The following is a 22,656-nucleotide window of genomic DNA, read 5'->3' as shown; positions in this document are numbered from 1 at the left end:
AACGGCGGGTACAGAGAGGGGTTCGGGTGTCCGACGCTGAACTGGTGCTGCGCTCGACGCGCGTCATCACCCCGGAGGGGACGCGGGCCGCCACGGTCACCGTGTCCGCCGGGACGATCACGGCCGTCCTGCCGTACGACACCGCGGTCCCGGCCGCGGCCCGGCTGGAGGACCTGGGCGACCACGTCCTGCTGCCCGGACTGGTCGACACCCACGTGCACGTCAACGACCCGGGCCGCACCGAGTGGGAGGGCTTCTGGACGGCCACCCGCGCGGCGGCGGCCGGCGGCATCACCACCCTGATCGACATGCCGCTCAACTCGCTGCCCCCCACCACCACCGTCGACCACCTGCGCACCAAGCAGGCCGTGGCCCGGGACAAGGCCCACATCGACGTCGGCTTCTGGGGCGGCGCCCTGCCCGACAACGTCAAGGACCTGCGCCCGCTGCACGACGCCGGCGTCTTCGGCTTCAAGGCGTTCCTGTCCCCGTCCGGCGTGGAGGAGTTCCCCCACCTCGACCAGGACCAGCTCGCCCGGTCCCTGGCGGAGATCGCCGGCTTCGACGGGCTGCTGATCGTGCACGCCGAGGACCCGCACCACCTGGCCGCCGCCCCGCAGCACGGCGGTCCCCGCTACGCCGACTTCCTCGCCTCCCGCCCGCGTGACGCCGAGGACACGGCCATCGCCGCCCTGATAGGCCAGGCCCGGCGGCTCGACGCGCGCGTGCACGTCCTGCACCTGTCCTCCGGAGACGCGCTGCCGCTGATCCGCGCCGCCCGCGCCGAGGGCGTCCGCGTGACCGTGGAGACCTGCCCGCACTACCTCACCCTCACCGCCGAGGAAGTCCCCGACGGTGCCAGCGAGTTCAAGTGCTGTCCACCCATCCGCGAGGCCGCCAACCAGGACCTGCTGTGGGCGGCGCTCGCCGACGGCACCATCGACTGCGTGGTCACCGACCACTCGCCGTCCACCGCCGACCTGAAGACCGCCGACTTCGCCACCGCCTGGGGCGGCATCTCCGGCCTCCAGCTCAGCCTCTCCGCCGTGTGGACGCAGGCCCGCAGGCGCGGCCACACCCTGGAGGACGTCGTCCGCTGGATGTCCACCCGGACCGCCGCCCTGGCCGGCCTGGACGCGCGCAAGGGCGCCATCGCGCCCGGCCGCGACGCCGACTTCGCCGTCCTCGCCCCCGACGAGACCTTCACCGTCGACCCGGCCGGCCTCCAGCACCGCAACCGGGTCACGGCCTACGCCGGCAGGACCCTGTACGGCGTCGTCAAGTCCACCTGGCTGCGCGGCGAACGCATCGTCGCCGACGGCGCGTTCACCGAGCCGAAGGGCACGCTGCTCACCCGCCCCCGGTGAGCCACCCCCGCCCCCGGTGAGCCACCCCCCGCTCCCGCACCTCGCCCACCCCCGAAAGGAACCCCTGATCACCGTGACGGCGCTGCACCACTCTTCCCCGGCCCGCTTCACCGGCGACGCGAACCCCTACGGAGGCGGCGACCCGTACGCGGACTACCGCACCGCCGACTTCCCCTTCACCCACCACGCCGACCTCGCGGACCGCCGGCTCGGCGCCGGTGTCATCGCCGCCAACGACGAGTTCTTCGCCGAGCGGGAGAACCTGCTGGTGCCCGAGCGCGCCGAGTTCGACCCCGAGCACTTCGGCCACAAGGGCAAGATCATGGACGGCTGGGAGACCCGCCGCCGGCGCGGTGCCTCCGCCGGGCACCCCTGGCCGACCGCCGAGGACCACGACTGGGCACTGATCCGCCTCGGCGCGCCCGGGGTGATCCGCGGGATCGTCGTCGACACCGCCCACTTCCGCGGCAACTACCCGCAGGCCGTCTCCGTCGAGGGCACCTCCGTACCGGGCTCGCCGGCGCCGGAGCAGCTGCTGGGCGACGACGTGAAGTGGACGACCCTCGTCCCGCGCACCCCGGTCGGCGGCCACGCGGCCAACGGCTTCGAGGTCACCGCCGAACAGCGCTTCACGCACCTGCGGATCAACCAGCACCCCGACGGCGGCATCGCCCGCCTGCGCGTCTACGGCGAGGTCGTCCCGGACCCGGAGTGGCTGGCGGCCCTCGGCACCTTCGACGTGGTCGCCCTGGAGAACGGCGGCCGGGTCGAGGACGCCTCCGACCGGTTCTACTCCCCGGCCACCAACACCATCCAGCCGGGCCGCTCCCGCAAGATGGACGACGGCTGGGAGACCCGCCGCCGCCGTGACCGGGGCAACGACTGGATCAGCTACCGGCTCGTCGCCCAGTCCCTGATCCGGGCGGTCGAGATCGACACCGCCTACCTGAAGGGCAACAGCGCCGGCTGGGCGTCGGTGTCCGTGCGGGACGGCGAGGACGGGGACTGGACGGAGATCCTTCCGCGCACCCGCCTCCAGCCCGACACCAACCACCGCTTCGTCCTGCCCGGGCCGGTGGCCTGCACGCACGCGCGGGTCGACATCTTCCCCGACGGCGGCATCTCCCGGCTGCGCCTGTTCGGCTCCCTCACCGAGCAGGGCGCGAGCGGCCTCGCCGCCCGCCACCAGGAGCTGGGCGGCTGACCTGCCCCGCGCGGGGCGCTCCGGCCGGACGGCACCGGGGGCCCCGCGCGTCACCCGTGCGGATGCCGCCCGCGCCCGCCGGAACTCTTCCGTCCCCCTCCCGCGTTCTGTGCGTGTGACCCTTCAGCAAGAAGTCGTCGGCAACGCCATGCAGATGGCGGTCGTCAACCTGCACCCCGGCCAGACCGTGTACTGCGAGGCCGGGAAGTTCCTGTTCAAGACGACGAACGTGACCATGGAGACGCGGCTGTCCGGACCCTCCGGCGGCAACGGACAACAACAGAACGGCCCGGGCGCCGGCATGGGCGGCATGCTGCGCCAGGCCATGGGCACCGCCATGCAGGTGGGCCAGCGCATGATGGCGGGCGAGTCGCTCGCGTTCCAGTACTTCACCTCCCAGGGCGGCGAGGGCACGGTCGGCTTCGCGGGTGTGCTCCCGGGCGAGATGCGCGCCCTGGAACTGAACGGCACGCGCGCGTGGTTCGCCGAGAAGGACGCCTTCGTGGCCGCCGAGTCCACCGTCGAGTTCGGCATCGCCTTCGCCGGCGGGCGGACCGGCAGGAGCGGCGGCGAGGGCTTCGTCCTGGAGAAGTTCACCGGGCACGGCACGGTGATCATCGCCGGCGCGGGCAACTTCATCGACCTGAACCCGGCCGACTTCGGCGGCCGTATCGAGGTCGACACCGGCTGCGTGGTGGCCTTCGAGGAGGGCATCGAGTACGGCGTCCAGCGCATCGGCGGCCTGAACCGGCAGGGCCTCATGAACGCCGTGTTCGGCGGCGAGGGACTGTCCCTGGCCACCCTGGAGGGCAACGGCCGGGTGATCCTCCAGTCGCTCACCATCGAGAGCCTCGCCAACGCCCTGAAGAAGGCCCAGGGCGGCGACAAGCAGGGCCCGGCCGGCGGAATGTTCTCGACGCACACGGGCTGAGCCGCGGGCGGGGTCCGAGGGGACGGCGGACCCCGCATCCGCCGTGCGGGCGTACGGATTTACCGCAGGGCCCCGGCCGGGTTAACTTCCCGGGAACGCGTGTGACGCGAAGGGAAAATCTTCAACATTGACGTTGACATGCCAATCTCTACGCGCGTCATCATGAAGCCATGAACTTCCCCCCACGCGCGACCCGCATCGGCGCCGCAGCCGCACTCCTGTCCGCCCTCCTCGTGGGCGGCACCGTCACCGCCGGCACGGCGGACGCCGCCGCGGCGTCCGTCGGCAGCGTCTGCTACGGCGCCCTGCCGTCGCAGGCCCACACCACCCTGCACCTGATCGACCAGGGCGGCCCCTTCCCGTACGCGCAGGACGGGACCGTCTTCCAGAACCGGGAGGGCGTCCTGCCCCGGCAGACGAGCGGCTACTACCACGAGTACACGGTGCAGACCCCCGGCTCCTCCACCCGCGGCGCCCGGCGCGTCATCACGGGCAAGGCCTACGACGAGGACTACTACACCGCCGACCACTACGCCACGTTCGACCTGATCGACTTCGGCTGCTGAGGCCGTCCGGCCGGCCGCGCGGTGCGGCCGGCACAGCGGTGCGTCCGGCCCGCGCTCAGCCGGGATCCCGGCTCTCCGCGGCGGCGAACAGCGCGAACGCCAGTACCAGGAGCGCGGCGCTCGCCCAGACCCCGTAGCCGTCGAGGAAGCCGAGCCGTTGCACGAGCCCCACGTCCCAGTCGGTGAACTCGTGCACCAGACCCAGCGCTCCCTGCACCAGGGCGACGAATCCGAGAACTTCCAGCAGACCTTTCACGGCACGAGTCTCGCCCCGCGGCCTTCCCTGTACATCGGCCGCGGGGCGGATTCCGTTGCGCCGCACGGCTGCACTCCGGCCGGCGCCCGCCACCGAAAGTTCACGGTGCCGCGACTTCGGTCGGTGATCCGGGCACGGAGCGGCGGCGGTGCGCGGTCCGTGCGTAGATTGGCCGACCGTGAGCACTGACGACCCGGCGCGGGCGGCGCGGGAGTTCGCCGGCCGCCGGTGGCTGTTCCCCTCCGCCCTGATCCACGAACTGGACCCGGACGGCGAGGCGTCCGCCCGGCAGCCGCGGCGTACGGCGCGGGACTGGATCGTCGACCTCTCCTGCTTCCTGCTGGCCGTCGGCATCGGCCTGGCGGCCGCCCGGTCCCTGGCCGACGAACCGGGTCTGCCGCACTCCCTCGCCGTCCTCGACCAGGTCCTGGGCGCCCTGGCCTGCGCCGCCCTCTGGCTGCGCCGCCGCCGGCCGGTGGGGCTCGCCGTCGCGATGATCCCGGTCGGCCTGCTGTCCAACACCTCGGGCGGCGCAGCGACGGTCGTCCTGTTCACCCTCGCCGTGCACCGGCCCTTCCGGTACGTCGCCTGGATCGGCGGTGCCGGACTCGCACTGGCCCCGCTGTTCTTCTGGCTGCGGCCCGACCCCGACCTGCCCTACGCCGGCATCGTCGTGTTCACCTCCCTGCTCACCGTGTCCGTCATCGGCTGGGGCATGCTCGTCCGCTCCAAGCGGATGCTGATGCTGAGCCTGAGGGACCGGGCCCGGCGGGCGGAGACCGAGGCCCGGCTGCGCGCCGAGCAGGCCCAGCGGCTGGCCCGGGAGGCCATCGCCCGCGAGATGCACGACGTCCTGGCCCACCGGCTCACCCTGCTCAGTGTCCACGCGGGCGCGCTGGAGTTCCGGCCGGACGCGTCCCGTGAGGAGATCGCGCGCGCCGCCGGCGTGATCCGGGAGAGCGCCCACGAGGCCCTCCAGGACCTGCGGGAGATCATCGGCGTCCTGCGCACCGGCGACGCGGAGGAACCGTCCGGCGGGCGGTCCCAGCCGACGCCGGCCGCGCTCGACGCCCTCGTCGCCGAGTGCCGCGAGGCCGGTATGGAGGTCACCCTCGAACGCCGTGTCACCGACCCGGCAGCCGTCCCCGCCGCCGTCGGCCGCACCGCCTACCGCATCGCGCAGGAGGCCCTCACCAACGCCCGCAAGCACGCCCCCGGCACCGAGGTCACGGTCCGCCTCGCCGGCACCCCCGGCGACGGCCTGACCGTCACCGTCACCAACGCCGCCCCGCCCGCCCGGGTCCCGCCCGTCCCCGGCTCCGGACAGGGTCTGATCGGTCTCAGGGAACGCGCCACGCTGGCGGGAGGGCACCTGGAGCACGGCCCGCGGCCCGACGGCGGGTTCGAGGTGCGGGGGTGGCTGCCGTGGGCCCGGGCGTGACGGCCGCGGGCCGCACGCGCGCGCGTGCCCCCGGGCTCCGGTCCGGCCCCTGCGTTCCCGCCCCCGGCCGTGGTTACGTGACCCCATGACTGCGACCCCGATCAGGCTCCTCCTCGTGGACGACGACCCCCTCGTACGGGCCGGGCTGGCCCTGATGATCGGCGGGGCCGAGGACATCGACATCGTCGGGGAGGCCGCCGACGGCGCGGAGGCCGAGGAACTCGTGCGCACCACCGCGCCGGACGTCGTCCTCATGGACCTCCGCATGCCGTCGGTGGACGGGCTCACCGCCACCCGGCGGCTGCGGGCGCGGCCCGACGCGCCGCAGGTCGTGGTGCTCACCACCTTCCACGCCGACGAACAGGTGCTGCACGCCCTGCGCGCCGGCGCCGCCGGCTTCGTGCTGAAGGACACCCCGCCCGCCGAGATCGTCGACGCCGTGCGCCGGGTCGCCGCCGGCGACCCCGTCCTGTCGCCCGCCGTCACCCGGCAGCTGATGCGGCAGGCGGCCGGGAGCGCCGCCGACGTGCGGCGCGCACGCGCGCGGGAACGCCTCGCCGTCCTCAACGACCGTGAACGCGAGGTGGCCGTCGCCGTCGGCCGCGGGCTCGCCAACGCCCGGATCGCGACCGAGCTGTTCATGAGCGTGGCCACCGTCAAGACCCACGTCTCCCGCATCCTCGCGCGGCTCGGCCTCGACAACCGGGTGCAGATCGCCCTGCTGGCCCACGACGCGGGATGGCTGGAGAACGACGACGGGGAGCAGGCAGAGGTCAGGGGTTCCGGAAGACGTCGCTGAACGGGCGGCCGAAGCGCCGCGCGGCCAGGTCCCCGCGCGGGATCACCCCGGGGACGCTGCCGCTCTCCCGGCCCGCACGGCCATGCCGGCATACCGGTCGGCCAGGAGCACCCGGTCCGAGACGTCGCCCGAGACGTCGCCCGAGACGTCGTCCGAGACGTCGTCCGAGACCGGCCCGTCCCACCGGCCCGCCTCCGCGGCTGTCACGGCCCCGGACACGCCACCGGCGACCGGGGCGGTGCAGACGGCCTCCTCATCGGCGTACCCCGGTCCGCAACGGCCCCTCGGAGGCGATGCCGGCACGGGTGCGCTCCCGGGCCGCGACGAGTTCCTCGGAGTGGGGATGCCCGGGAAGCGGTCCGATACCCGGCTCGCCGAGGAGTTCGGCCGACGGGGACGGGCGGGGCGTGGGCCGATTCGGCGGTCCACTCACGCTCCCGGCCGAGACCCGGGGCCCGCCCACCCCTTCGTCGCCTCCCTCGGCCTCGCGGCAGAGGCCGCCAAGGCGCTGGTATCCGACGGGCCGTCCCGTGAGCGCGGCGCCCGCCGGTCAGCCGTAGGGAGGGGACGCCCGGTCCGGGACCTCCGTCAGGGTGACCGGCCGCCGCTCCCGGCGGGAGATCTCGCAGGCCTCCGCGATCCGCAGCGCCTGCAACGCCTCCCGGCCGTCGCAGGGGTTGGGCCGCTCGCCCCGCACGACCTCCACGAAGGCGTCGAGTTCGGCCTCGTAGGCGGGTCCGAACCGGTCCACGAACCCGGACCACGGCTTGTCGGCGGGCGGCGGGCCGGTCGGCTCGGTGGACGCGAGGGGCGTACGGTCGTCCAGGCCCACCACCACGGTGTCCCGCTCCCCGGCCAGCTCCATCCGCACGTCGTACCCGGCGCCGTTCAGCCGCGCCGCCGTCGCCGTCGCCAGGGTGCCGTCGTCCAGGGCGAGCAGCGCCGCTCCGGTGCCGACGTCACCCGCGTCGCGGAACATCCCGGGGCCGCCGTCGTACCCGGTGGCGTAGACGTCGAGCACCTCGCGGCCCGTGACCCAGCGCAGTACGTCGAAGTCGTGGATCAGCGTGTCGCGGAACAGCCCGCCGGACACGGGCAGCCAGTCGGCCGGGGGAGGGGACTGGTCGCACGTCATGGCCCGCACGGTGTGCAGCCGGCCGAGCCGGCCCGCGCGCACGGCCTCCCGGGCGCCGGCGTAGCCCGCGTCGAAGCGCCGCTGGAAGCCCATGTGCAGCACCGTCCCGGCCGCCTCCACCTCGGCGAGGGCGGCCAGCGTGCCCGGCAGGTCCAGGGCGATCGGCTTCTCGCAGAACACGGGCAGCCCGGAGCGGGCGGCCCGGCCGATCAGCTCGGCGTGGGCCGGCGTCGCCGTGGTGATCACCACCGCGTCCACGCCCCACCTGAAGATCTCGTCCACGCCCGGCGCCGCCGTCTCGCCCAGCCGGTGGGCCAGTTCCTGGGCGCGCGCCGGATCCGCGTCCGTCAGGATCAGCGAGCCGACCTCGCGGTGACGGCTGAGCGTCCTCGCGTGAAGGGTGCCGATGCGGCCCGTACCGATGACCCCGATGCGCATGGAAACAAAGTGAACGGCCACCCCGCACCCTGTCAATGCTTATGTCCTGACAATCGGACTACACGACTTCCCGTCAACCAGGCACCGGACTACGCTCGGGCCCGTGCCGAAACCAGATGTGGACCCGACCGCACCGCTCGACCTCCGCGTGGACCGTAGCTCCCCGGTGCCGCTGTACTTCCAGCTCGCCCAGCAGCTGGAGGCCGCCATCGAGCAGGGCCGACTCACCCCGGGCAGTCTGCTGGGCAACGAGATCGAGCTGGCCGCGCGGCTCGGCCTCTCCCGGCCGACCGTCCGCCAGGCCATCCAGTCGCTCGTCGACAAGGGTCTCCTCGTCCGGCGCCGGGGCGTGGGCACACAGGTCGTGCACAGCCAGGTCAAGCGCCCGCTGGAACTGAGCAGCCTCTACGACGACCTGGCGGCGGCCGGCCAGCGGCCCGCGACCACGGTGCTGGTCAACACGGTCGTCCCGGCCTCCGCCGCGGTCGCCGCCGCGCTCGGCGTCGTCGAGGGCGGCGACGTCCACCGCGTCGAGCGGCTCCGGCTCGCGCACGGCGAGCCGATGGCGTACCTGATCAACCACCTGCCGCCCGGCCTGCTCGACCTGGACACGGGACGGCTGGAGGCCACCGGGCTGTACCGGCTGATGCGCTCCGCCGGGATCACCCTGCACAGCGCCCGCCAGTCCATCGGCGCCCGCGGTGCCACCGCCGCCGAGGCCGAGCGCCTCACCGAGGGCGAGGGCGCCCCCCTGCTCACCATGCAGCGCACCACCTTCGACGACACCGGCCGCGCGGTGGAGTTCGGCGACCACATCTACCGTCCGACCCGCTACTCCTTCGAGTTCCAGCTGCTCGTACGGTCCTGACCGGCCCCCGTCCGTACGCGCCCGGCGTCCTCATGTCCGGACAAAGCGGCCGGCTGACGCTCCCCGCCCGTCTCACCGCCGCTGCCCGTGTTCGATACTGAAGTGTTTGGGGCTGGTGAGGTCACCGCCGGGACACGCCGACGGCAGAGGTCGCCCGCCCCTCACGCACGTCGGAGCAGAGCAAGAGCACAGCAAGAAGGGCACGGCCTCGTGGCACGGTTTCGGACCTGGGTAGGCATAGCGCTGGCGGGGGCACTCTCCGTGTCGCTCGCCGCGTGCAGCAGCACCGGAGGCAAGCGGGCGGAGGACGCCCGCAAGGCCGCCGCCGCCCAGGGCAGGGCGGCGGTGAACACCCCGCGCTGGACCTTCGCGATGATCACCCACTCGGGGGACGGCGACACCTTCTGGGACATCGTGCAGAGCGGCGCCGAACAGGCCGCCGTCAAGGACAACATCAAGTTCCTGTACTCGCACGACGACCAGGCCCAGCAGCAGGCGCAGCTGGTGGACGCGGCCGTCGACAAGAAGGTCGACGGCATCATCGTCACCCTCGCCAAGCCGGACGCCATGAAGGCCGCCGTGGCCCGCGCCGAGAAGGCCGGCATCCCGGTGATCACGGTGAACTCCGGCTCCGAGGAGTCCAAGGCATTCGGCGCCCTCACCCACATCGGCCAGGACGAGACGATCGCCGGCGAGGCCGTCGGCGACGAGCTGAACCGGCGCGGGAAGAAGAAGGCCCTGTGCGTGCTGCACGAGCAGGGCAACGTCGGCCACGAGCAGCGCTGCGACGGCGTCGCCGAGACCTTCCGCGGCAAGCTCCAGAAGCTCTACGTCAACGGCACCGACATGCCCGACGTCCAGTCCGCGATCGAGGCCAAGCTCCAGGCCGACAAGTCCGTCGACTCCGTCGTCACCCTCGGCGCGCCCTACGCCGACACCGCCGTCAAGGCCCGGTCGGACGCGGGCAGCAAGGCCGAGATCGACACCTTCGACCTCAACGCCACGGTCGCGGCCTCGCTGAAGAACGGCACCCTCGGCTTCGCCGTGGACCAGCAGCCGTACCTCCAGGGCTACCAGGCCGTCGACCTGCTGTGGCTGTACAAGTACAACGGCGACGTCCTCGGCGGCGGCAAGCCGGTCCTGACCGGCCCGCAGATCATCACCAGGGACCAGGCGTCCGCGCTGGCGGACTACACCGAGCGGGGCACGCGATGAGCGCGGCCACGGAACCGGCCGCCGACGAGAGGCTGCTCCCGGCCTCGTCGCTGCGGCGACTGCTCTCCCGCCCGGAACTGGGCTCCGCCGTCGGCGCCCTCGCCGTCCTCGTCTTCTTCGCCTGCGCCGCCGACGGCTTCCTGCGCGCCTCCAGCCTCAGCACGGTCCTCTACGCCTCCTCGACCATCGGCATCATGGCCGTACCCGTGGCCCTGCTGATGATCGGCGGCGAGTTCGACCTGTCGGCGGGCGTCCTGGTGACGTCCTCGGCGCTGGTCTCCTCGATGTTCAGCTACCAGATGACGGCGAACGCCTGGGTCGGCGTCGGCGTGTCCCTGCTGGTCACCCTGGCCGTCGGCGCCTTCAACGGCTTCGTGCTCACCCGCACGAAGCTGCCCAGCTTCATCGTCACCCTCGGCACCTTCCTCATGCTGACCGGCATGAACCTCGGCTTCACCAAGCTGATCGACGGCACCGTCTCCACCAAGACCATCGGCGACATGGAGGGCTTCCCGAGCGCCCACGCCGTCTTCGCCTCGACGCTCACCGTCGGCGGCGTCGGCGTCAAGGTCACCATCCTGTGGTGGCTCGGCCTGGTGGCCGTCGCCTCGTGGATCCTGCTGCGCACCCGCACCGGCAACTGGATCTTCGCCGTCGGCGGCAACGAGGACGCGGCCCGCGCGGTCGGTGTCCCGGTCGCCAGTACCAAGATCGGCCTCTACATGGGCGTCGCCCTCGGCGCCTGGATCTCCGGCCAGCACCTGCTCTTCTCCTTCGACGCCGTCCAGTCCGGCGAGGGCGTCGGCAACGAGCTGATCTACATCATCGCGGCCGTCATCGGCGGCTGCCTGATCACCGGCGGCTACGGCAGCGCGGTCGGCTCCGCCGTGGGCGCGCTCCTGTTCGGCATGACCAGCAAGGGCATCGTCTTCGCCGAGTGGAACCCCGACTGGTTCAAGTTCTTCCTCGGAGCGATGCTGCTCCTCGCGACCCTGCTCAACGCCTGGGTCCGCAAGCGCGCGGAGGCCTCCAAGTGACACTCGTCGAGCTGACCGGCGTCAGCAAGCGCTACGGCACCGTCCGCGCCCTCGAAGGGGTCTCCCTGGAGGTCCGCGCGGGCGAGATCACCTGCGTCCTCGGCGACAACGGCGCGGGCAAGTCGACGCTGATCAAGGTGATCGCCGGTCTGCACCGGCACGACACCGGCACCCTGCGCATCGAGGGCGAGGAGACCACCCTCTCCTCGCCCCGGGACGCCCTGGACCGCGGCATCGCCACCGTCTACCAGGACCTCGCCGTCGTCCCCCTCATGCCGGTCTGGCGCAACTTCTTCCTCGGCTCCGAGCCCCGCACGGGCGCGGGCCCCTTCAGGCGCCTGGACACCGGCCTCATGCGCCGCACCACCCGCGAGGCCCTGCTCCGCATGGGCATCGACCTACGCGACGTCGACCAGCCCATCGGCACCCTCTCCGGCGGCGAACGCCAGTGCGTGGCGATCGCCCGCGCCGTCCACTTCGGCGCGAAGGTCCTGGTCCTGGACGAGCCGACCGCGGCCCTGGGCGTGAAGCAGTCCGGTGTGGTGCTGAAATATGTGGCTGCCGCACGTGACGAGGGCCTGGGCGTTGTCTTGATCACCCACAACCCGCAGCACGCGTATCTGGTGGGGGACAGGTTCGTGCTGCTCCGGCGCGGCACCATGGTGGGAAACCACACACGGGACGAGATCACCCTGGACGAGCTGACGCGCCAGATGGCGGGCGGATCCGACCTGGAGACCCTGCGCCACGAACTACAGCGCAGCTGAGCGACGCGGGCCCGGCCCGGCGCGCGGCTGCGCGCGAGGCCGCGGCCGGCCGGGCCGCGGCCTCGCCCGGCACCGGACGGGCACTGCCTCGTCCCGCCCCGCGCAGCACTCAGCGTGAGCGTGCGGCAGAATCGACAAGCGATGAGCACCTACCGCGACCTCACCGCCCCCATCGGCTCCCGCCGGGCCCCCGTGCTCCGTACGGTCGGCACCCGCGAACGCCGGTCCCACCTGACCGCACCCCGGGTGCCGACGGTGGGCATCGACATCGGCGGCACCAAGGTCATGGCGGGCGTCGTGGACGCCGACGGCAACATCCTGGAGAAGCTCCGCACGGAGACCCCGGACAAGTCCAAGAGCCCCAAGGTCGTCGAGGACACCATCGCCGAACTCGTCCTGGACCTCTCCGACCGGCACGACGTGCACGCGGTCGGCATCGGCGCCGCCGGCTGGGTCGACGCCGACCGCAACCGCGTCCTGTTCGCGCCCCACCTCTCCTGGCGCAACGAGCCCCTGCGCGACCGCCTCGCCAGCCGGCTCTCCGTGCCCGTCCTCGTCGACAACGACGCCAACACCGCCGCCTGGGCGGAGTGGCGCTTCGGCGCCGGCCGCGGCGAGGACCACCTCGTCATGATCACCCTCGGTACCGGCATCGGCGGCGCCATCCTGGAGGACGGCCAGGTCAAGCGCGGCAAGTTCGGCGTCGCCGGCGAGTTCGGCCACATGCAGGTCGTCCCCCAGGGACACCGCTGCCCGTGCGGCAACCGCGGCTGCTGGGAGCAGTACAGCTCCGGCAACGCGCTCGTCCGCGAGGCCAGGGAGCTGGCCGCCGCCGACTCCCCGGTGGCCTACGGGATCATCGAGCACGTCAACGGCAACATCGGCGACATCACCGGCCCCATGATCACCGAGCTGGCCCGCGAGGGCGACGCGATGTGCGTGGAGCTGCTCCAGGACATCGGGCAGTGGCTCGGCGTCGGCATCGCCAACCTCGCCGCCGCCCTCGACCCCTCCTGCTTCGTCATCGGCGGCGGTGTCTCGGCCGCCGACGACCTGCTCATCGGCCCCGCCCGGGAAGCCTTCAAACGCCACCTCACCGGCCGCGGATACCGGCCCGAGGCCCGCATCACCCGCGCCCAGCTCGGTCCCGAGGCGGGCATGGTGGGCGCCGCCGACCTGGCCCGGCTGGTCGCCCGCCGGTTCCGCCGCGCCAAACGCCGCCGCGTGGAACGCCACGACCGCTATGAGCGCTACACCCAGTCCCGCCGCGACGCGGACACGGCATGACCGCGGCGCTGCCCCGCCAGGCCCCCCCGCCGGACCGACCCCGCCGGCCGGCCGAGGACCCGCGCCACAAGGCCAGACGCCGGGCGCTCACCCTGCTGATCATCGTCCTGCTCATCGGCGTACCGGCCGGCTACCTGGTGATCTCCGCCAACCAGAGCCGCAACAGCGGCAAGGACAAGGAGGAGAAGTACTCGGCGACCGGCCTCACCCCGGGCTGGCCGTCGAAGGTGCAGCGCCGCCTCTACCAGGTGACCGTCCCCCACCCCGCCGACGACATCGCCTCCTACGAGACCAACAACTGGAAGACCAGCCGCCTCTACGTGCAGTTCCGCACCAACCCCGCCGGCCTGGACAGCTTCCTCCAGACCATGGGCGCGCGCCGGGACCAGCTGAGGAAGAACGAGATCGCCGTCGGCGAACGCGACCGGAAGGTCAGCGGCTGGACCTTCACCGGCCCCGGCCCCTGGTGGGGCCTGACCCACGCGCAGAAGAACCCGGCGCCCACCCAGGACGTGGTCGTCAACCTGTCCGACCCGGAACGCCCGATGGTGTTCGTCGTCTCCCGCACGGTCCCCTGACCACCGGCCCCGCCCCGCCCCCGGAGCCGACTGTCAGACCCCGCCCGTAGAGTCGAAGACATCGCGAACGGGCACCCGGACGGGAGGTGGCAGGACATATGGACGGCACGACGGCGCTCGCCGAGCGCACGGGAGGCGGCCCGGAGACGGACCCCGGGCACCCGGTCCCGGCGCGCCTCGCGTCCGTCTACCTGCCCGCGCCCCTGCCGCGCGAGGGCCGCCTCGCCTTCTGGGACCCCGACGGCGACCCACTGCCCGCCGCGGCCGGGACCGACGCCCAGGAACTGACGGTCGTACGACGCCACGGTGCCGGCGTGCGCCGCGCGCAGGTGCCCGCGCTGACCCTGCCGCTCGCCGAGGCCCTGCCGCTGCTGGTCCGCGCCCGCCGCGACCCGGCCGCCCACCCGGCCACCGCCTGCTGGGGCGCCGCCGCCCTGCACGCCCTGCGGCTCGTCGCCCGCGGCCGGCTGCTCCCCGGCCTGACCCCCGCCGGCCACGACGCCTGGCGGGCCGGCCCACTGGAACCCGACGACATCGCCCACCTGCGCGCGATCGCCGCCGCCCTGCCCCCCGAGGGCCACGCCGTGCCCCTCCCGGGCCCGGGGGCGCTCCGGCTGCCCGAACCCGAGGCCCTGGTCCGCGCCTTCCTGGACGCGGTCGCCGACACCCTGCCCCGCACCCCCGCGGCCTTCGCCGCAGCCGGCCGCCCGTTCGCCGCCCGCGAGCCGCAGGCCCTGCCCGGGGCGCACGCCTGGGCCGCCGAGGTCGCCGCCGGCATGGACGCCGGCGTCCGCATCTCCCTGCGCCTGGACCTGTCCGCGTACGACGTGTTCGACGCCGGCGCGCACGAGGACGCGCGCGCCGCGGGAGCCGCCATCGTGCAGGTCCACAGCCTCGCCGACCCCACCCTGGTGGCCGACGCGGCGGCCCTGTGGGCCGGAGAGGCCGACACGGCGTTCGGCCCCCGCGCGCGCGTCGACGCGGCCCTGGCCGTACGGCGCGCCGCCCGCGTGTGGCCGCCCCTGGACCGCCTCGCCCAGCAGGACGTACCCGACGTCCTTGCCCTCTGCGAGGAAGAGCTGGGCGAACTGCTCGGCGTCGCCGCGAGCCGGCTGGCCGCCGCCGGAGTCGCCGTCCACTGGCCCCGCGACCTCGCCCGCGGCCTGACCGCCGCCGCGGTGGTCAGGCCGGCGCCCGGTTCGGCGACCGACGGCACCGGCTTCTTCGAGAGCGAGGAGCTGCTCCGGTTCCGCTGGCAGCTGGCACTCGGCGGCGACCCGCTCAGCGAGGCCGAGATGGACACCCTCGCCGAGGCCCACCGCCCCGTCGTACGGCTCCGGGACCGCTGGGTGCTCGTCGACCCCGCCCTCGTCCGCAAGGCCCGCAAACGCGAACTGGGCCTGCTCGATCCCGTCGACGCGCTGTCCGTCGCCCTCACCGGCACCGCCGAGGTCGACGGCGAGACCGTCGAGGCCGTACCCGCCGGCGCGCTCGCCACCCTCCGCGACCGCCTCACCGCGGGCCTGCACCCCGCCGACCCGCCCCCCGGCCTGCACGCCACCCTGCGCGACTACCAGCGGCGCGGCCTCGCCTGGCTCGACCTCATGACCTCCCTCGGCCTCGGCGGCTGCCTCGCCGACGACATGGGCCTCGGCAAGACCGTCACCCTCATCGCCCTGCACCTCAAGCGGGCCCGCACCGAACCGACCCTCGTCGTCTGCCCGGCCTCCCTCCTCGGCAACTGGCAGCGCGAGATCACCCGGTTCGCGCCCGGCGTCCCCGTCCGCCGCTTCCACGGCCCCGACCGCACCCTGGACGACCTCGCCGGCGGCTTCCTCCTCACCACGTACGGCACGATGCGCTCCACCGCCGCGCGACTCGCCGAGCAGCCCTGGGGCATGGTCGTCGCCGACGAGGCGCAGCACGTGAAGAACCCGTACTCGGCCACCGCGAAGGCGCTGCGCACCATTCCCGCCCCCGCGCGCGTGGCACTCACCGGCACCCCCGTGGAGAACAACCTCTCCGAACTGTGGGCCCTGCTCGACTGGACCACCCCCGGCCTCCTCGGCCCGCTGAAGTCCTTCCGCGCCCGGCACGCCCGGGCGGTGGAGAACGGCGAGGACACCGAAGCGATCGAGCGCCTCTCCCGCCTGGTCCGGCCCTTCCTGCTGCGCCGCAAGAAGTCCGACCCCGGTATCGTCCCCGAACTGCCGCCCAAGACCGAGACCGACCACCCGGTGCCGCTCACCCGGGAACAGGCCGCGCTGTACGAGGCGGTGGTGCGCGAGTCGATGCTGGCCATCGAGACCGCCGGGGGCATGGCCCGCCGGGGCCTGGTGCTGAAGCTGCTCGGCGCCCTCAAGCAGATCTGCGACCACCCGGCGCTGTACCTGAAGGAGCAGCCGCGCCCCGACGGCCTGGCCGCCCGCTCGGGCAAACTCGCCCTCCTGGACGAACTGCTGGACACCCTGCTCGCCGAGGACGGCTCCGCGCTCGTCTTCACCCAGTACGTCGGCATGGCCCGCCTCCTCGCCGCCCACCTGTCCGCCCGCGCCATCCCCATGGACCTCCTGCACGGCGGCACTCCGGTACCCGAGCGTGAGCGCATGGTCGACCGCTTCCAGAGCGGCGAGACCCCGGTCCTCGTCCTCTCCCTCAAGGCCGCCGGCACCGGCCTGAACCTCACCCGCGCGGGCCATGTCGTCCACTTCGACCGCTGGTGGAACCCGGCCGTCGAGGAGCAGGCCACCGACCGTGCCTACCGCATCGGACAGACCCAGCCCGTCCAGGTCCACCGCCTGGTCACCGAGGGCACCGTCGAGGACCGCATCGCCGAGATGCTCGCCGCGAAGCGCGCCCTCGCGGACGCCGTCCTCGGCTCCGGTGAGGCCGCGCTCACCGAACTGACCGACCGTGAACTGTCCGACCTCGTCTCCCTGCGGAGGACCCGGTGACGGCCGCCGACCGCCCCGGCGACGCCGCCCGCCGGGCCCTGCGGGCGGCCAGGAACCGCCCCGAGGCCGACACCCGGCCACCGACCCCTCAGGCCCACCACCCGGCCACGGACCCGACGCAGATCCCCGGCCCCGTGGAGCCGAACCCGGGCGAGGGGGCGCGTGCGGAGGTTCGGGGTGGCGGTGAGCGGGCGGCGCTGCCCGGCGGTGGGGACCCCGGGGCGGGAGACGGGACGCGTGCCGTGGCTCCGGGCGGTGGTGAGCCGGGGGCGAGTGAAGAGGACCGGGCGGTGCTGCCGGATGGCGGTGAGCCTGAGGCGGCCGAGGTGGCGCGCGCTGCGCTCAGGGCCGCCGTTGCCACGCGCCGGGACAACGGCGTCACACCGCCGGCCGCCGGTCCGGCACCGGGGACCGACGCCCGCGCCGAGGCCACGGCGCCGGAGGCGGCGCCGGCCGGTGCCGCGGGCAGGCGTCCCGGTGATGTCGCCCGCGAGGCGCTGCGCGCGGCCCGGCGGGAAGCCCTGAGCACGGAGGCGGAGGAGCGCCGGCGTGGGCGGCGCGTCCCTCCGCGTTCCGGTCCCTTTGGGCCGGGTTCCCCGTCCGCACCGGGGGAGGGCAGCGAGGGCGCCAGGACCAGGGCCGTACAGGACATGCGGCACTACTTGGCGAACGCCTTCCGCATGCCCACGTCGGCGGAAACACCGGAGGAGGGGGCGGAGGTCGAAGGGGGCTTGGCGGCCGAGGGGTCGGTGGAGTGTGAGGGGGGCGTGGCGGCGGAGGGCTCCGGGGAGTCTGTGAGGGACGTCGCGGCCGAGGGGTCGGTGGACCCTGAGAGGACGGTGGAGTCCAAGAGGGCGGGGGAGTCCGGGGGGCCGATGGCGCCCCAGGAGCCCACCCGGGCCACGACCACACCCACCGAGCAGCCCTCTTCGGCGTCTCCGGTCACACAGCCGCCCACCCCTCCGACATCCATGCCCCCGGCGCCGGCCATGCCCCCGGCGCCTGCGCCCGCCTCCCCGCCCACGCCGTCGACGCCCGCCTCCCCGGCGCCCATGCCGTCGGCGTCGCGGCCCGTGCCCTCGACCGCGTCACCCGCGCCCGAGGCACCCTCCGCCGCCTCGGCCCCGGCCGCCTCGGCTCCCGCGCCTTCCTCACCGGCCCCCGCGCTCTGGCCCGTTGGTTCCGCCCCCGCCGGGCACGCCTCCGCCGGGCCCGTGCCCGCTGGCTCGGTGTCCGCGTCGGTCGTTCGCGGGTCCGCGGCCGCGAAGGTGCCCGCCAGCATGGCCACCCCGCACCGGGACACCGAACTACGGCGTACGTTCCCGGCGTTCGGGCCGCGGGAGGCCGGCGGGGACGGGGAGCCGTTCGCGGGGACCTGGTGGGGGAACGCCTGGGTGGAGGCGCTGGAGCAGGGGGCGCTGGATCCCAGGCGGCTGGCGCGTGGCCGTGGTTACGCGGACCAGGGACATGTGGACGCGATCACCGTCACCCCGGGTCTGGTGCTGGCGTACGTGCGCGGCAGCCGGCCCCGGCCCTACCGCGTCCAGGTGCGGCTACGGACGCTGGAGGACGAGGACTGGGAGCGTTTCCTGGACGCGGCGGCCGACCGGCCGGGACACATCGCGGCGCTGCTCGACAAGGAGCTGCCCCACTCCCTCGCCGACTGCGGTGTCGGCCTGCTGCCCGGTCCCGGTGACCTCGCGCCCCGGTGCAGCTGTCCCGACTCGGGCCACCCCTGCAAGCACGCCGCCGCCCTCTGCTACCAGACGGCCCGCCTCCTCGATGCCGACCCGTTCGTGCTGCTGCTGCTCCGCGGTCGGGGCGAGAAGGAGCTGCTCGACGCGCTGTCCCGGCGCAGCGCCGCCCGCGCGGCCCGTGCCGCGCAGGACCGGCAGCCCGAGTCCCTGCCCGGCGTCCGGGCCGTGGACGCTCTCGTCCCGCGCCGACTGCCGCCGCTGCCTCCGCCGTTGCCGGTGCCACCGCATCCCGAGCAGCCTCCGGTGTATCCGTCGGCGCCCGGCGGCCCGGATCCCTTCGCGCTGGACCAGCTGGCGACCGACGCCGCCGCCCGCGCCCACGCGCTGCTGGGTACGGGACGCGATCCGGTCGGCGGGCTGACCCTGTGGCAGGACGCGGTGCGCCTCGCCGCGGCCCGCCCCGGTTCCGGGCTGACCGCCGGCACCCGCACGCTGTACGCCACGCTGGCCGGTGCGGCCGGCCGCACCCCGGCCGACCTGGCGCGGGCCGTCGCGGCCTGGCGGCAGGGCGGCGTGGAGGGGCTGGCCGTCCTGGAGGAGCACTGGGATCCGCCGGCCGGCCGCTTCGACCGGGCCCGTCCGCTGCTGCTCGCCGCCGACCTCCCGGCGTTCCGCCCCTGGCACAACCGTCTCACCCACCCGCGCGGCCACGTCCAGCTCCGCCTGGGCCGCGACGGCCTGTGGTACGCCTACGAGTCGGAGCCCGGCCAGGACGACTGGTGGCCCCGTGGCACTCCCGACCTGGACCCGGTGGGCGCCCTCACCGGGCTCGGCGCACCGGACGGCCTGTGACCGGCACCGGCACCGGAGCGGGCGTCACCGCCCCACCCGCGCCCGGCGGGGCCTGCTGACCTCGCGAGCCAGGTCGTCCGGGATGCCGATCACCGCGGTCCGCTCGACTGCGGGATGCCGCAGCGGCACCTCCGCGACCTCCGGGACCGCCAGACCCGAGCCGCCGCTGGGGGCGTCCTCCTCAGCGTGCCGCGGGGTTGCCCTGGTGGGTGAAGGCGGCCCACCGGTGGATCTCGTGCAGGTCGGCGTGGGCGGCCTCGCGGCGCAGTGGGTCGTCCAGGCCGGGCGGGGGCCGCCGGTCCGGGCCGAGCATCCACAGCTGGGCCGCGCGCAACGCGTCAGTGGGAGCGAGGTCCTGGCCGGTGAGCAGGTGGTGGAAGACGGCCATCAGCAGCGCGGTCGCGCTGTCGTCGACGGCCCAGCGGGAGCCGACCACGTCGGCCGCGCCCCCGGCGACCAGGGCGGTGGAGAGGGCCAGCGGTCGTGGTCGCCCGTGCTCAGATCGGTCTCGCAGGAGCTGAGCACGACCAGCGGACAGTCCGGGCCGGGCGCCGCGGCCGCGGCGTGTTCCAGGATCCGGGCGACGGTCAGCTCCCCGTCGGCCGGCGACAGCGCGGACCGCATAGGACTCGGACCGGCCACGCCGTGGCAGGACACGTGCACGACCGCCACCGGCTGATGGCCGCCCGGCCACGGTTCCCGGCCGGGCGCCGTCACTGATCCAGGACAGGTCAGTGCACCGGGGCCCGACCGCACCGGGTGCCGCGTCCGCGGCTCGCTCACCGAACTGCGCCCCGGCGCAAGGACCTGGCAGTCGTCTCTCAGCGCAGGGCCGACCGTACGGCATCGGGTGAGCGGCCTACGACCGCTGTGCCGTCGTCCGCCGTGATGATCGGGCGTTGGATCAGGATCGGCCGGGTGGCCAGGGCCTCGATCCAGCGGTCGCGGTGCGCGGTGTCCCGTTCCCATGTCTCCATGCCCAGCTCGGCCGCGGCCGGTTCGGAGAGCCGGGTGATGTCCCAGGGTTCCAGTTGCAGCAGGGCGAGCACCCGCTCGAGTTCGTCCGCAGTGGGCGGCTCTTCCAGATAGCGCCGCACGGTGTACCGGGCGCCCTCCGCGTCCAGCAGGGACAGGGCGGAGCTGCACTTCGAGCAGGCAGGGTTGATCCAGATTTCCATGTGCCGTGATGTTCCGATGTTCGGGCCGGGCCACGTGCGGCGGCGCCGGTGGTCAGGAGGTGGTCACGCCGGTCAGGTGGTCGCGCCGGTCAGGGCCAGGAACTCACTGCGGGAGCGGGCGTCGGAACGCAGCAGGCCCAGCAGGGTGGAGGTCATGGTGCTCGATCCGGTGGCCTGGACACCGCGCAGGGTCATGCAGGAGTGTTCGGCCTCGATGACCACGCCGACGCCCTTGGGCTCCAGGTGGGTCTGTAGCCAGTCGGCGACCTGCTTGGTCAGCCGTTCCTGGACCTGCGGCCGGCAGGCGAAGTGTTCGACGACGCGCGCCAGCTTGGACAGGCCGAGGATGCGGGTGCCGGGCAGGTAGCCGACGTGCGCCGTGCCGACGAACGGCAGCAGATGGTGTTCGCACACCGAGCGTACGGGGATGCGGCGGGCCAGGACGAGCTCGTCGTAGCCCTCGTCGTTGGGGAAGGTGGTCAGGTCGAAGGGGCGCGGGCTGAACAGTTCGGCGTACGCGCGGGCCATGCGGCCGGGGGTGCCGCGCAGGCTGTCCGAGGCGGTGGAGATGCCGAGGGCGTCGAGGAACTGGCCGGCCGCGGCTTCCGCCGCGGCCAGGTCGACGGTGCCGGGCTCGTGCACGACCCGGAGGTGGGACCGCGCGGGTACGGCTCCTTCCTCGTCAAGCGGGTCTTCGTGCGGGCTTATTCGGGAGGTGGTGCTGTGCGGGCGTTCGGTCATCTCAGCTGCCCCCGATGCCCAGGGCGGTGAGCAGGACCAGGACGAGGGTGACGACGGCGAACAGTCCGTGTGCGAGGACGACCGGCAGCGGGAAGTGACGTTCGGCCGGTACGGACGCGTCGGCTCCCTGGGCCGTTGCGGCGGCCGGGGTCGCCGGCACCGCGGCCCGGTCGCGGTAGACGGGGACCCAGCGGGCCAGCATCACGAATCCCAGCAGGGCGACCGGCAGGAGCAGGCCGAAGGCGGTCCAGGCCAGGGCGCTCTTGTCGGCCACGACATAGATGATCCACACCACGAGCCCGATCGCGGCCAGGGCGAAGTGCCCGAAGATGACGGGCGCGGGCAGGCGGCTGGTGCCGGACTGCTGCTGCCGGACGCCGCCGCGCCGGATCCAGGTGCCGAGCATGTAGAAGCCGCCGAGGGCGGTGACCACCCAGGCGATCAGTGCGGCGATGTCCATGGGGAACTCCCGAGTGAGTGTCGATGTCGATAGCTCGACATCGGTGTCGGTGTCGGTGTCGGTGTCGGTGTCGAGAAGAGCCGGCCGGCCCCAGCCGCCCGGGCGGGGCCGCGCTGTGGCGGGTCGGGGGCCGGGTCACACGGCTGAGCGGGGGTCTCCCGTGCCGTGCCGGGGTGTGTATCCCTCGGCCTGGGTGTTTTCGTCGGCGACCCGTACGCCGTAGCGGTAGGCGAGCTTGCCGCCCAGGAAACCCGAGACTCCCAGGGCGGCCAGGCTGATCGCGGACAGGATGAGTTTGCCCGGGCCGACACTCCCGCCGTCGGTGTAGGTGCTGTAGCGCCACAGGAAGTTGACGGCGTAGGCGACCGTCACCAGCAGGTTCAACGTCATGTGGACCAAGGCCGTGCGAAAGGCCGGGGTGCCGGTGGGGATCGCGAACAGGTCGAGGAATCCGACGGTGGCCGCCAGCAGGGCTCCGATCACGCCGACCGCGATCAGCCACTCCGAGCCCTGGGTCAGGAAGCCCGGGCGGTTGACGACGTGGGAAGCGATGTCGAACACCAGGCTGGTCACCCAGGCGCCGATCGGCACGGTGACGAGGATCGGGTGGAACGGATGGCCGTACGGGCCGGCGAGCGACGCGCTGACCGGACGTTTCGCCTGGAGCTGTGACTCATGAGTCATCGCGACCTCCTCTGGTTTCACCAACAAATCTTGGTGTTATTGCGGGAGGTCGTCAAGGTGTGCAGCTCACAGAGCTAAAAGAACTCTTGTGCCTATACGAACGGGCGTTACCGTGGTGCTGTGGCTTCTGAACCGACAGCACCGGCCGATGCGGCCCCCGGCGCGATCGAGTCCGTCAGCGTTCTGAGCGAGGGGTCGCGG

At 73.8% G+C, this 22,656-nt stretch carries 21 protein-coding genes and 1 pseudogene; 14 read left to right on the top strand and 8 right to left on the bottom strand.

The genetic code is table 11. The annotated features are described in order from the left end of the window. Positions 1 to 26: 26 nt before the first annotated feature. From allB to ABZ117_RS02695, 4 genes are all read left to right on the top strand, one after another. Positions 27 to 1,367 carry an allantoinase AllB gene (gene allB / locus ABZ117_RS02710; protein ID WP_356816685.1) on the top strand — a complete coding sequence of 447 codons (1,341 nt, stop codon included), beginning with the start codon at positions 27 to 29 and terminating at the stop codon, positions 1,365 to 1,367. Positions 1,368 to 1,440: 73 nt separating this feature from the next. Next, the gene (gene alc / locus ABZ117_RS02705; protein WP_356817382.1) at positions 1,441 to 2,571 is read left to right on the top strand and encodes an allantoicase; all 1,131 of its coding nucleotides are present in this window, start codon (positions 1,441 to 1,443) and stop codon (positions 2,569 to 2,571) included. Between the two features lie 115 nt (positions 2,572 to 2,686). Continuing rightward, entirely contained in the window at positions 2,687 to 3,502 is an 816-nt protein-coding gene (locus ABZ117_RS02700; RefSeq protein ID WP_356816683.1) for an AIM24 family protein, read from the top strand. Positions 3,503 to 3,672: 170 nt separating this feature from the next. Further along, positions 3,673 to 4,068, top strand: a complete 396-nt coding sequence (locus ABZ117_RS02695; protein ID WP_356816681.1) for a ribonuclease domain-containing protein — start codon at positions 3,673 to 3,675, stop codon at positions 4,066 to 4,068. A 55-nt stretch (positions 4,069 to 4,123) separates the two neighbouring features. Here ABZ117_RS02695 and ABZ117_RS02690 read toward each other — a convergent pair whose 3' ends face one another. Further along, positions 4,124 to 4,324: a hypothetical protein gene (locus ABZ117_RS02690; protein WP_356816679.1), complete on the bottom strand. Its 201-nt coding sequence runs from the start codon at positions 4,322 to 4,324 to the stop codon at positions 4,124 to 4,126. 178 nt (positions 4,325 to 4,502) lie between these two features. Here ABZ117_RS02690 and ABZ117_RS02685 point away from each other — a divergent pair, with 178 nt between their 5' ends. Beyond that, positions 4,503 to 5,765 (top strand): histidine kinase, encoded by a 1,263-nt coding sequence (locus tag ABZ117_RS02685; RefSeq protein WP_356816678.1) that lies wholly within the window; start codon positions 4,503 to 4,505, stop codon positions 5,763 to 5,765. Between the two features lie 85 nt (positions 5,766 to 5,850). Continuing rightward, positions 5,851 to 6,564: a response regulator transcription factor gene (locus ABZ117_RS02680; protein ID WP_356816676.1), complete on the top strand. Its 714-nt coding sequence runs from the start codon at positions 5,851 to 5,853 to the stop codon at positions 6,562 to 6,564. 42 nt (positions 6,565 to 6,606) lie between these two features. Here ABZ117_RS02680 and ABZ117_RS02675 read toward each other — a convergent pair whose 3' ends face one another. Together ABZ117_RS02675 and ABZ117_RS02670 are read right to left on the bottom strand one after the other, a co-directional pair. Beyond that, positions 6,607 to 6,771, bottom strand: coding sequence for a hypothetical protein (locus tag ABZ117_RS02675; protein WP_356816674.1), 165 nt, complete (start codon positions 6,769 to 6,771; stop codon positions 6,607 to 6,609). A gap of 343 nt (positions 6,772 to 7,114) precedes the next feature. After that, entirely contained in the window at positions 7,115 to 8,137 is a 1,023-nt protein-coding gene (locus ABZ117_RS02670) for a Gfo/Idh/MocA family oxidoreductase (RefSeq protein ID WP_356816673.1), read from the bottom strand. A 118-nt stretch (positions 8,138 to 8,255) separates the two neighbouring features. On the opposite strand from ABZ117_RS02670, the gene ABZ117_RS02665 reads away from it, so the two are divergent. From ABZ117_RS02665 to ABZ117_RS02630, 8 genes are all read left to right on the top strand, one after another. Further along, complete coding sequence (locus tag ABZ117_RS02665; RefSeq protein WP_356817380.1) at positions 8,256 to 9,005, top strand: GntR family transcriptional regulator; 750 nt, start codon at positions 8,256 to 8,258, stop codon at positions 9,003 to 9,005. A 210-nt stretch (positions 9,006 to 9,215) separates the two neighbouring features. After that, positions 9,216 to 10,220: a sugar ABC transporter substrate-binding protein gene (locus ABZ117_RS02660; RefSeq protein ID WP_356816671.1), complete on the top strand. Its 1,005-nt coding sequence runs from the start codon at positions 9,216 to 9,218 to the stop codon at positions 10,218 to 10,220. Further along, positions 10,217 to 11,257: an ABC transporter permease gene (locus ABZ117_RS02655; protein WP_356816669.1), complete on the top strand. Its 1,041-nt coding sequence runs from the start codon at positions 10,217 to 10,219 to the stop codon at positions 11,255 to 11,257. Before ABZ117_RS02660 ends, ABZ117_RS02655 begins: the two co-directional genes overlap by 4 nt. Further along, positions 11,254 to 12,024 carry an ATP-binding cassette domain-containing protein gene (locus tag ABZ117_RS02650; RefSeq protein ID WP_356816667.1) on the top strand — a complete coding sequence of 257 codons (771 nt, stop codon included), beginning with the start codon at positions 11,254 to 11,256 and terminating at the stop codon, positions 12,022 to 12,024. Before ABZ117_RS02655 ends, ABZ117_RS02650 begins: the two co-directional genes overlap by 4 nt. A gap of 141 nt (positions 12,025 to 12,165) precedes the next feature. Then, entirely contained in the window at positions 12,166 to 13,311 is a 1,146-nt protein-coding gene (locus ABZ117_RS02645) for an ROK family glucokinase (protein ID WP_356816665.1), read from the top strand. After that, the gene (locus ABZ117_RS02640) at positions 13,308 to 13,889 is read left to right on the top strand and encodes a sugar kinase (RefSeq protein WP_356816663.1); all 582 of its coding nucleotides are present in this window, start codon (positions 13,308 to 13,310) and stop codon (positions 13,887 to 13,889) included. The genes ABZ117_RS02645 and ABZ117_RS02640 overlap by 4 nt, the downstream gene beginning before the upstream one ends. Before the next feature lie 98 nt (positions 13,890 to 13,987). Then, positions 13,988 to 16,843 carry an SNF2-related protein gene (locus ABZ117_RS02635; protein ID WP_356816662.1) on the top strand — a complete coding sequence of 952 codons (2,856 nt, stop codon included), beginning with the start codon at positions 13,988 to 13,990 and terminating at the stop codon, positions 16,841 to 16,843. A 650-nt stretch (positions 16,844 to 17,493) separates the two neighbouring features. Continuing rightward, positions 17,494 to 19,392 carry an SWIM zinc finger family protein gene (locus tag ABZ117_RS02630; protein ID WP_356816660.1) on the top strand — a complete coding sequence of 633 codons (1,899 nt, stop codon included), beginning with the start codon at positions 17,494 to 17,496 and terminating at the stop codon, positions 19,390 to 19,392. Positions 19,393 to 19,573: 181 nt separating this feature from the next. Here the strand turns inward: ABZ117_RS02630 and ABZ117_RS02625 are convergent. The 5 genes and pseudogenes from ABZ117_RS02625 to ABZ117_RS02605 all read right to left on the bottom strand — a co-directional run. Then, positions 19,574 to 20,082: pseudogene (locus ABZ117_RS02625) on the bottom strand (CHAT domain-containing protein); the annotation flags it as partial. A 131-nt stretch (positions 20,083 to 20,213) separates the two neighbouring features. Beyond that, positions 20,214 to 20,570 (bottom strand): ArsC/Spx/MgsR family protein, encoded by a 357-nt coding sequence (locus ABZ117_RS02620; RefSeq protein WP_356816658.1) that lies wholly within the window; start codon positions 20,568 to 20,570, stop codon positions 20,214 to 20,216. Between the two features lie 72 nt (positions 20,571 to 20,642). Continuing rightward, positions 20,643 to 21,311, bottom strand: a complete 669-nt coding sequence (gene folE, locus ABZ117_RS02615; protein WP_356816656.1) for a GTP cyclohydrolase I FolE — start codon at positions 21,309 to 21,311, stop codon at positions 20,643 to 20,645. 1 nt (position 21,312) lies between these two features. Beyond that, complete coding sequence (locus tag ABZ117_RS02610) at positions 21,313 to 21,771, bottom strand: hypothetical protein (RefSeq protein WP_356816654.1); 459 nt, start codon at positions 21,769 to 21,771, stop codon at positions 21,313 to 21,315. Positions 21,772 to 21,906: 135 nt separating this feature from the next. Then, positions 21,907 to 22,455, bottom strand: a complete 549-nt coding sequence (locus tag ABZ117_RS02605; protein ID WP_356816652.1) for a DUF2231 domain-containing protein — start codon at positions 22,453 to 22,455, stop codon at positions 21,907 to 21,909. Positions 22,456 to 22,656: the final 201 nt, after the last annotated feature.

The organism is Streptomyces sp. NPDC006309, assembly GCF_040613095.1.
GTDB lineage: Bacteria > Actinomycetota > Actinomycetes > Streptomycetales > Streptomycetaceae > Streptomyces.
The sequence above is the reverse complement of the archived record's forward strand: the minus strand, read 5'-3'. Positions and strand labels throughout refer to the sequence as shown.

What these genes read in the sequence shown, in the direction of transcription:
- ABZ117_RS02695 (WP_356816681.1), top strand. Translation starts at nt 3,673, where the DNA reads ATGAACTTCCCCCCACGCGCGACCCGCATCGGCGCCGCAGCCGCACTC.
- ABZ117_RS02680 (WP_356816676.1), top strand. Translation starts at nt 5,851, where the DNA reads ATGACTGCGACCCCGATCAGGCTCCTCCTCGTGGACGACGACCCCCTC.
- ABZ117_RS02670 (WP_356816673.1), bottom strand. Translation starts at nt 8,137, where the DNA reads ATGCGCATCGGGGTCATCGGTACGGGCCGCATCGGCACCCTTCACGCG.
- ABZ117_RS02655 (WP_356816669.1), top strand. Translation starts at nt 10,217, where the DNA reads ATGAGCGCGGCCACGGAACCGGCCGCCGACGAGAGGCTGCTCCCGGCC.
- ABZ117_RS02645 (WP_356816665.1), top strand. Translation starts at nt 12,166, where the DNA reads ATGAGCACCTACCGCGACCTCACCGCCCCCATCGGCTCCCGCCGGGCC.
- ABZ117_RS02640 (WP_356816663.1), top strand. Translation starts at nt 13,308, where the DNA reads ATGACCGCGGCGCTGCCCCGCCAGGCCCCCCCGCCGGACCGACCCCGC.
- ABZ117_RS02635 (WP_356816662.1), top strand. Translation starts at nt 13,988, where the DNA reads ATGGACGGCACGACGGCGCTCGCCGAGCGCACGGGAGGCGGCCCGGAG.
- ABZ117_RS02630 (WP_356816660.1), top strand. Translation starts at nt 17,494, where the DNA reads ATGCGGCACTACTTGGCGAACGCCTTCCGCATGCCCACGTCGGCGGAA.
- ABZ117_RS02620 (WP_356816658.1), bottom strand. Translation starts at nt 20,570, where the DNA reads ATGGAAATCTGGATCAACCCTGCCTGCTCGAAGTGCAGCTCCGCCCTG.
- folE (WP_356816656.1), bottom strand. Translation starts at nt 21,311, where the DNA reads ATGACCGAACGCCCGCACAGCACCACCTCCCGAATAAGCCCGCACGAA.
- ABZ117_RS02610 (WP_356816654.1), bottom strand. Translation starts at nt 21,771, where the DNA reads ATGGACATCGCCGCACTGATCGCCTGGGTGGTCACCGCCCTCGGCGGC.
- ABZ117_RS02605 (WP_356816652.1), bottom strand. Translation starts at nt 22,455, where the DNA reads ATGACTCATGAGTCACAGCTCCAGGCGAAACGTCCGGTCAGCGCGTCG.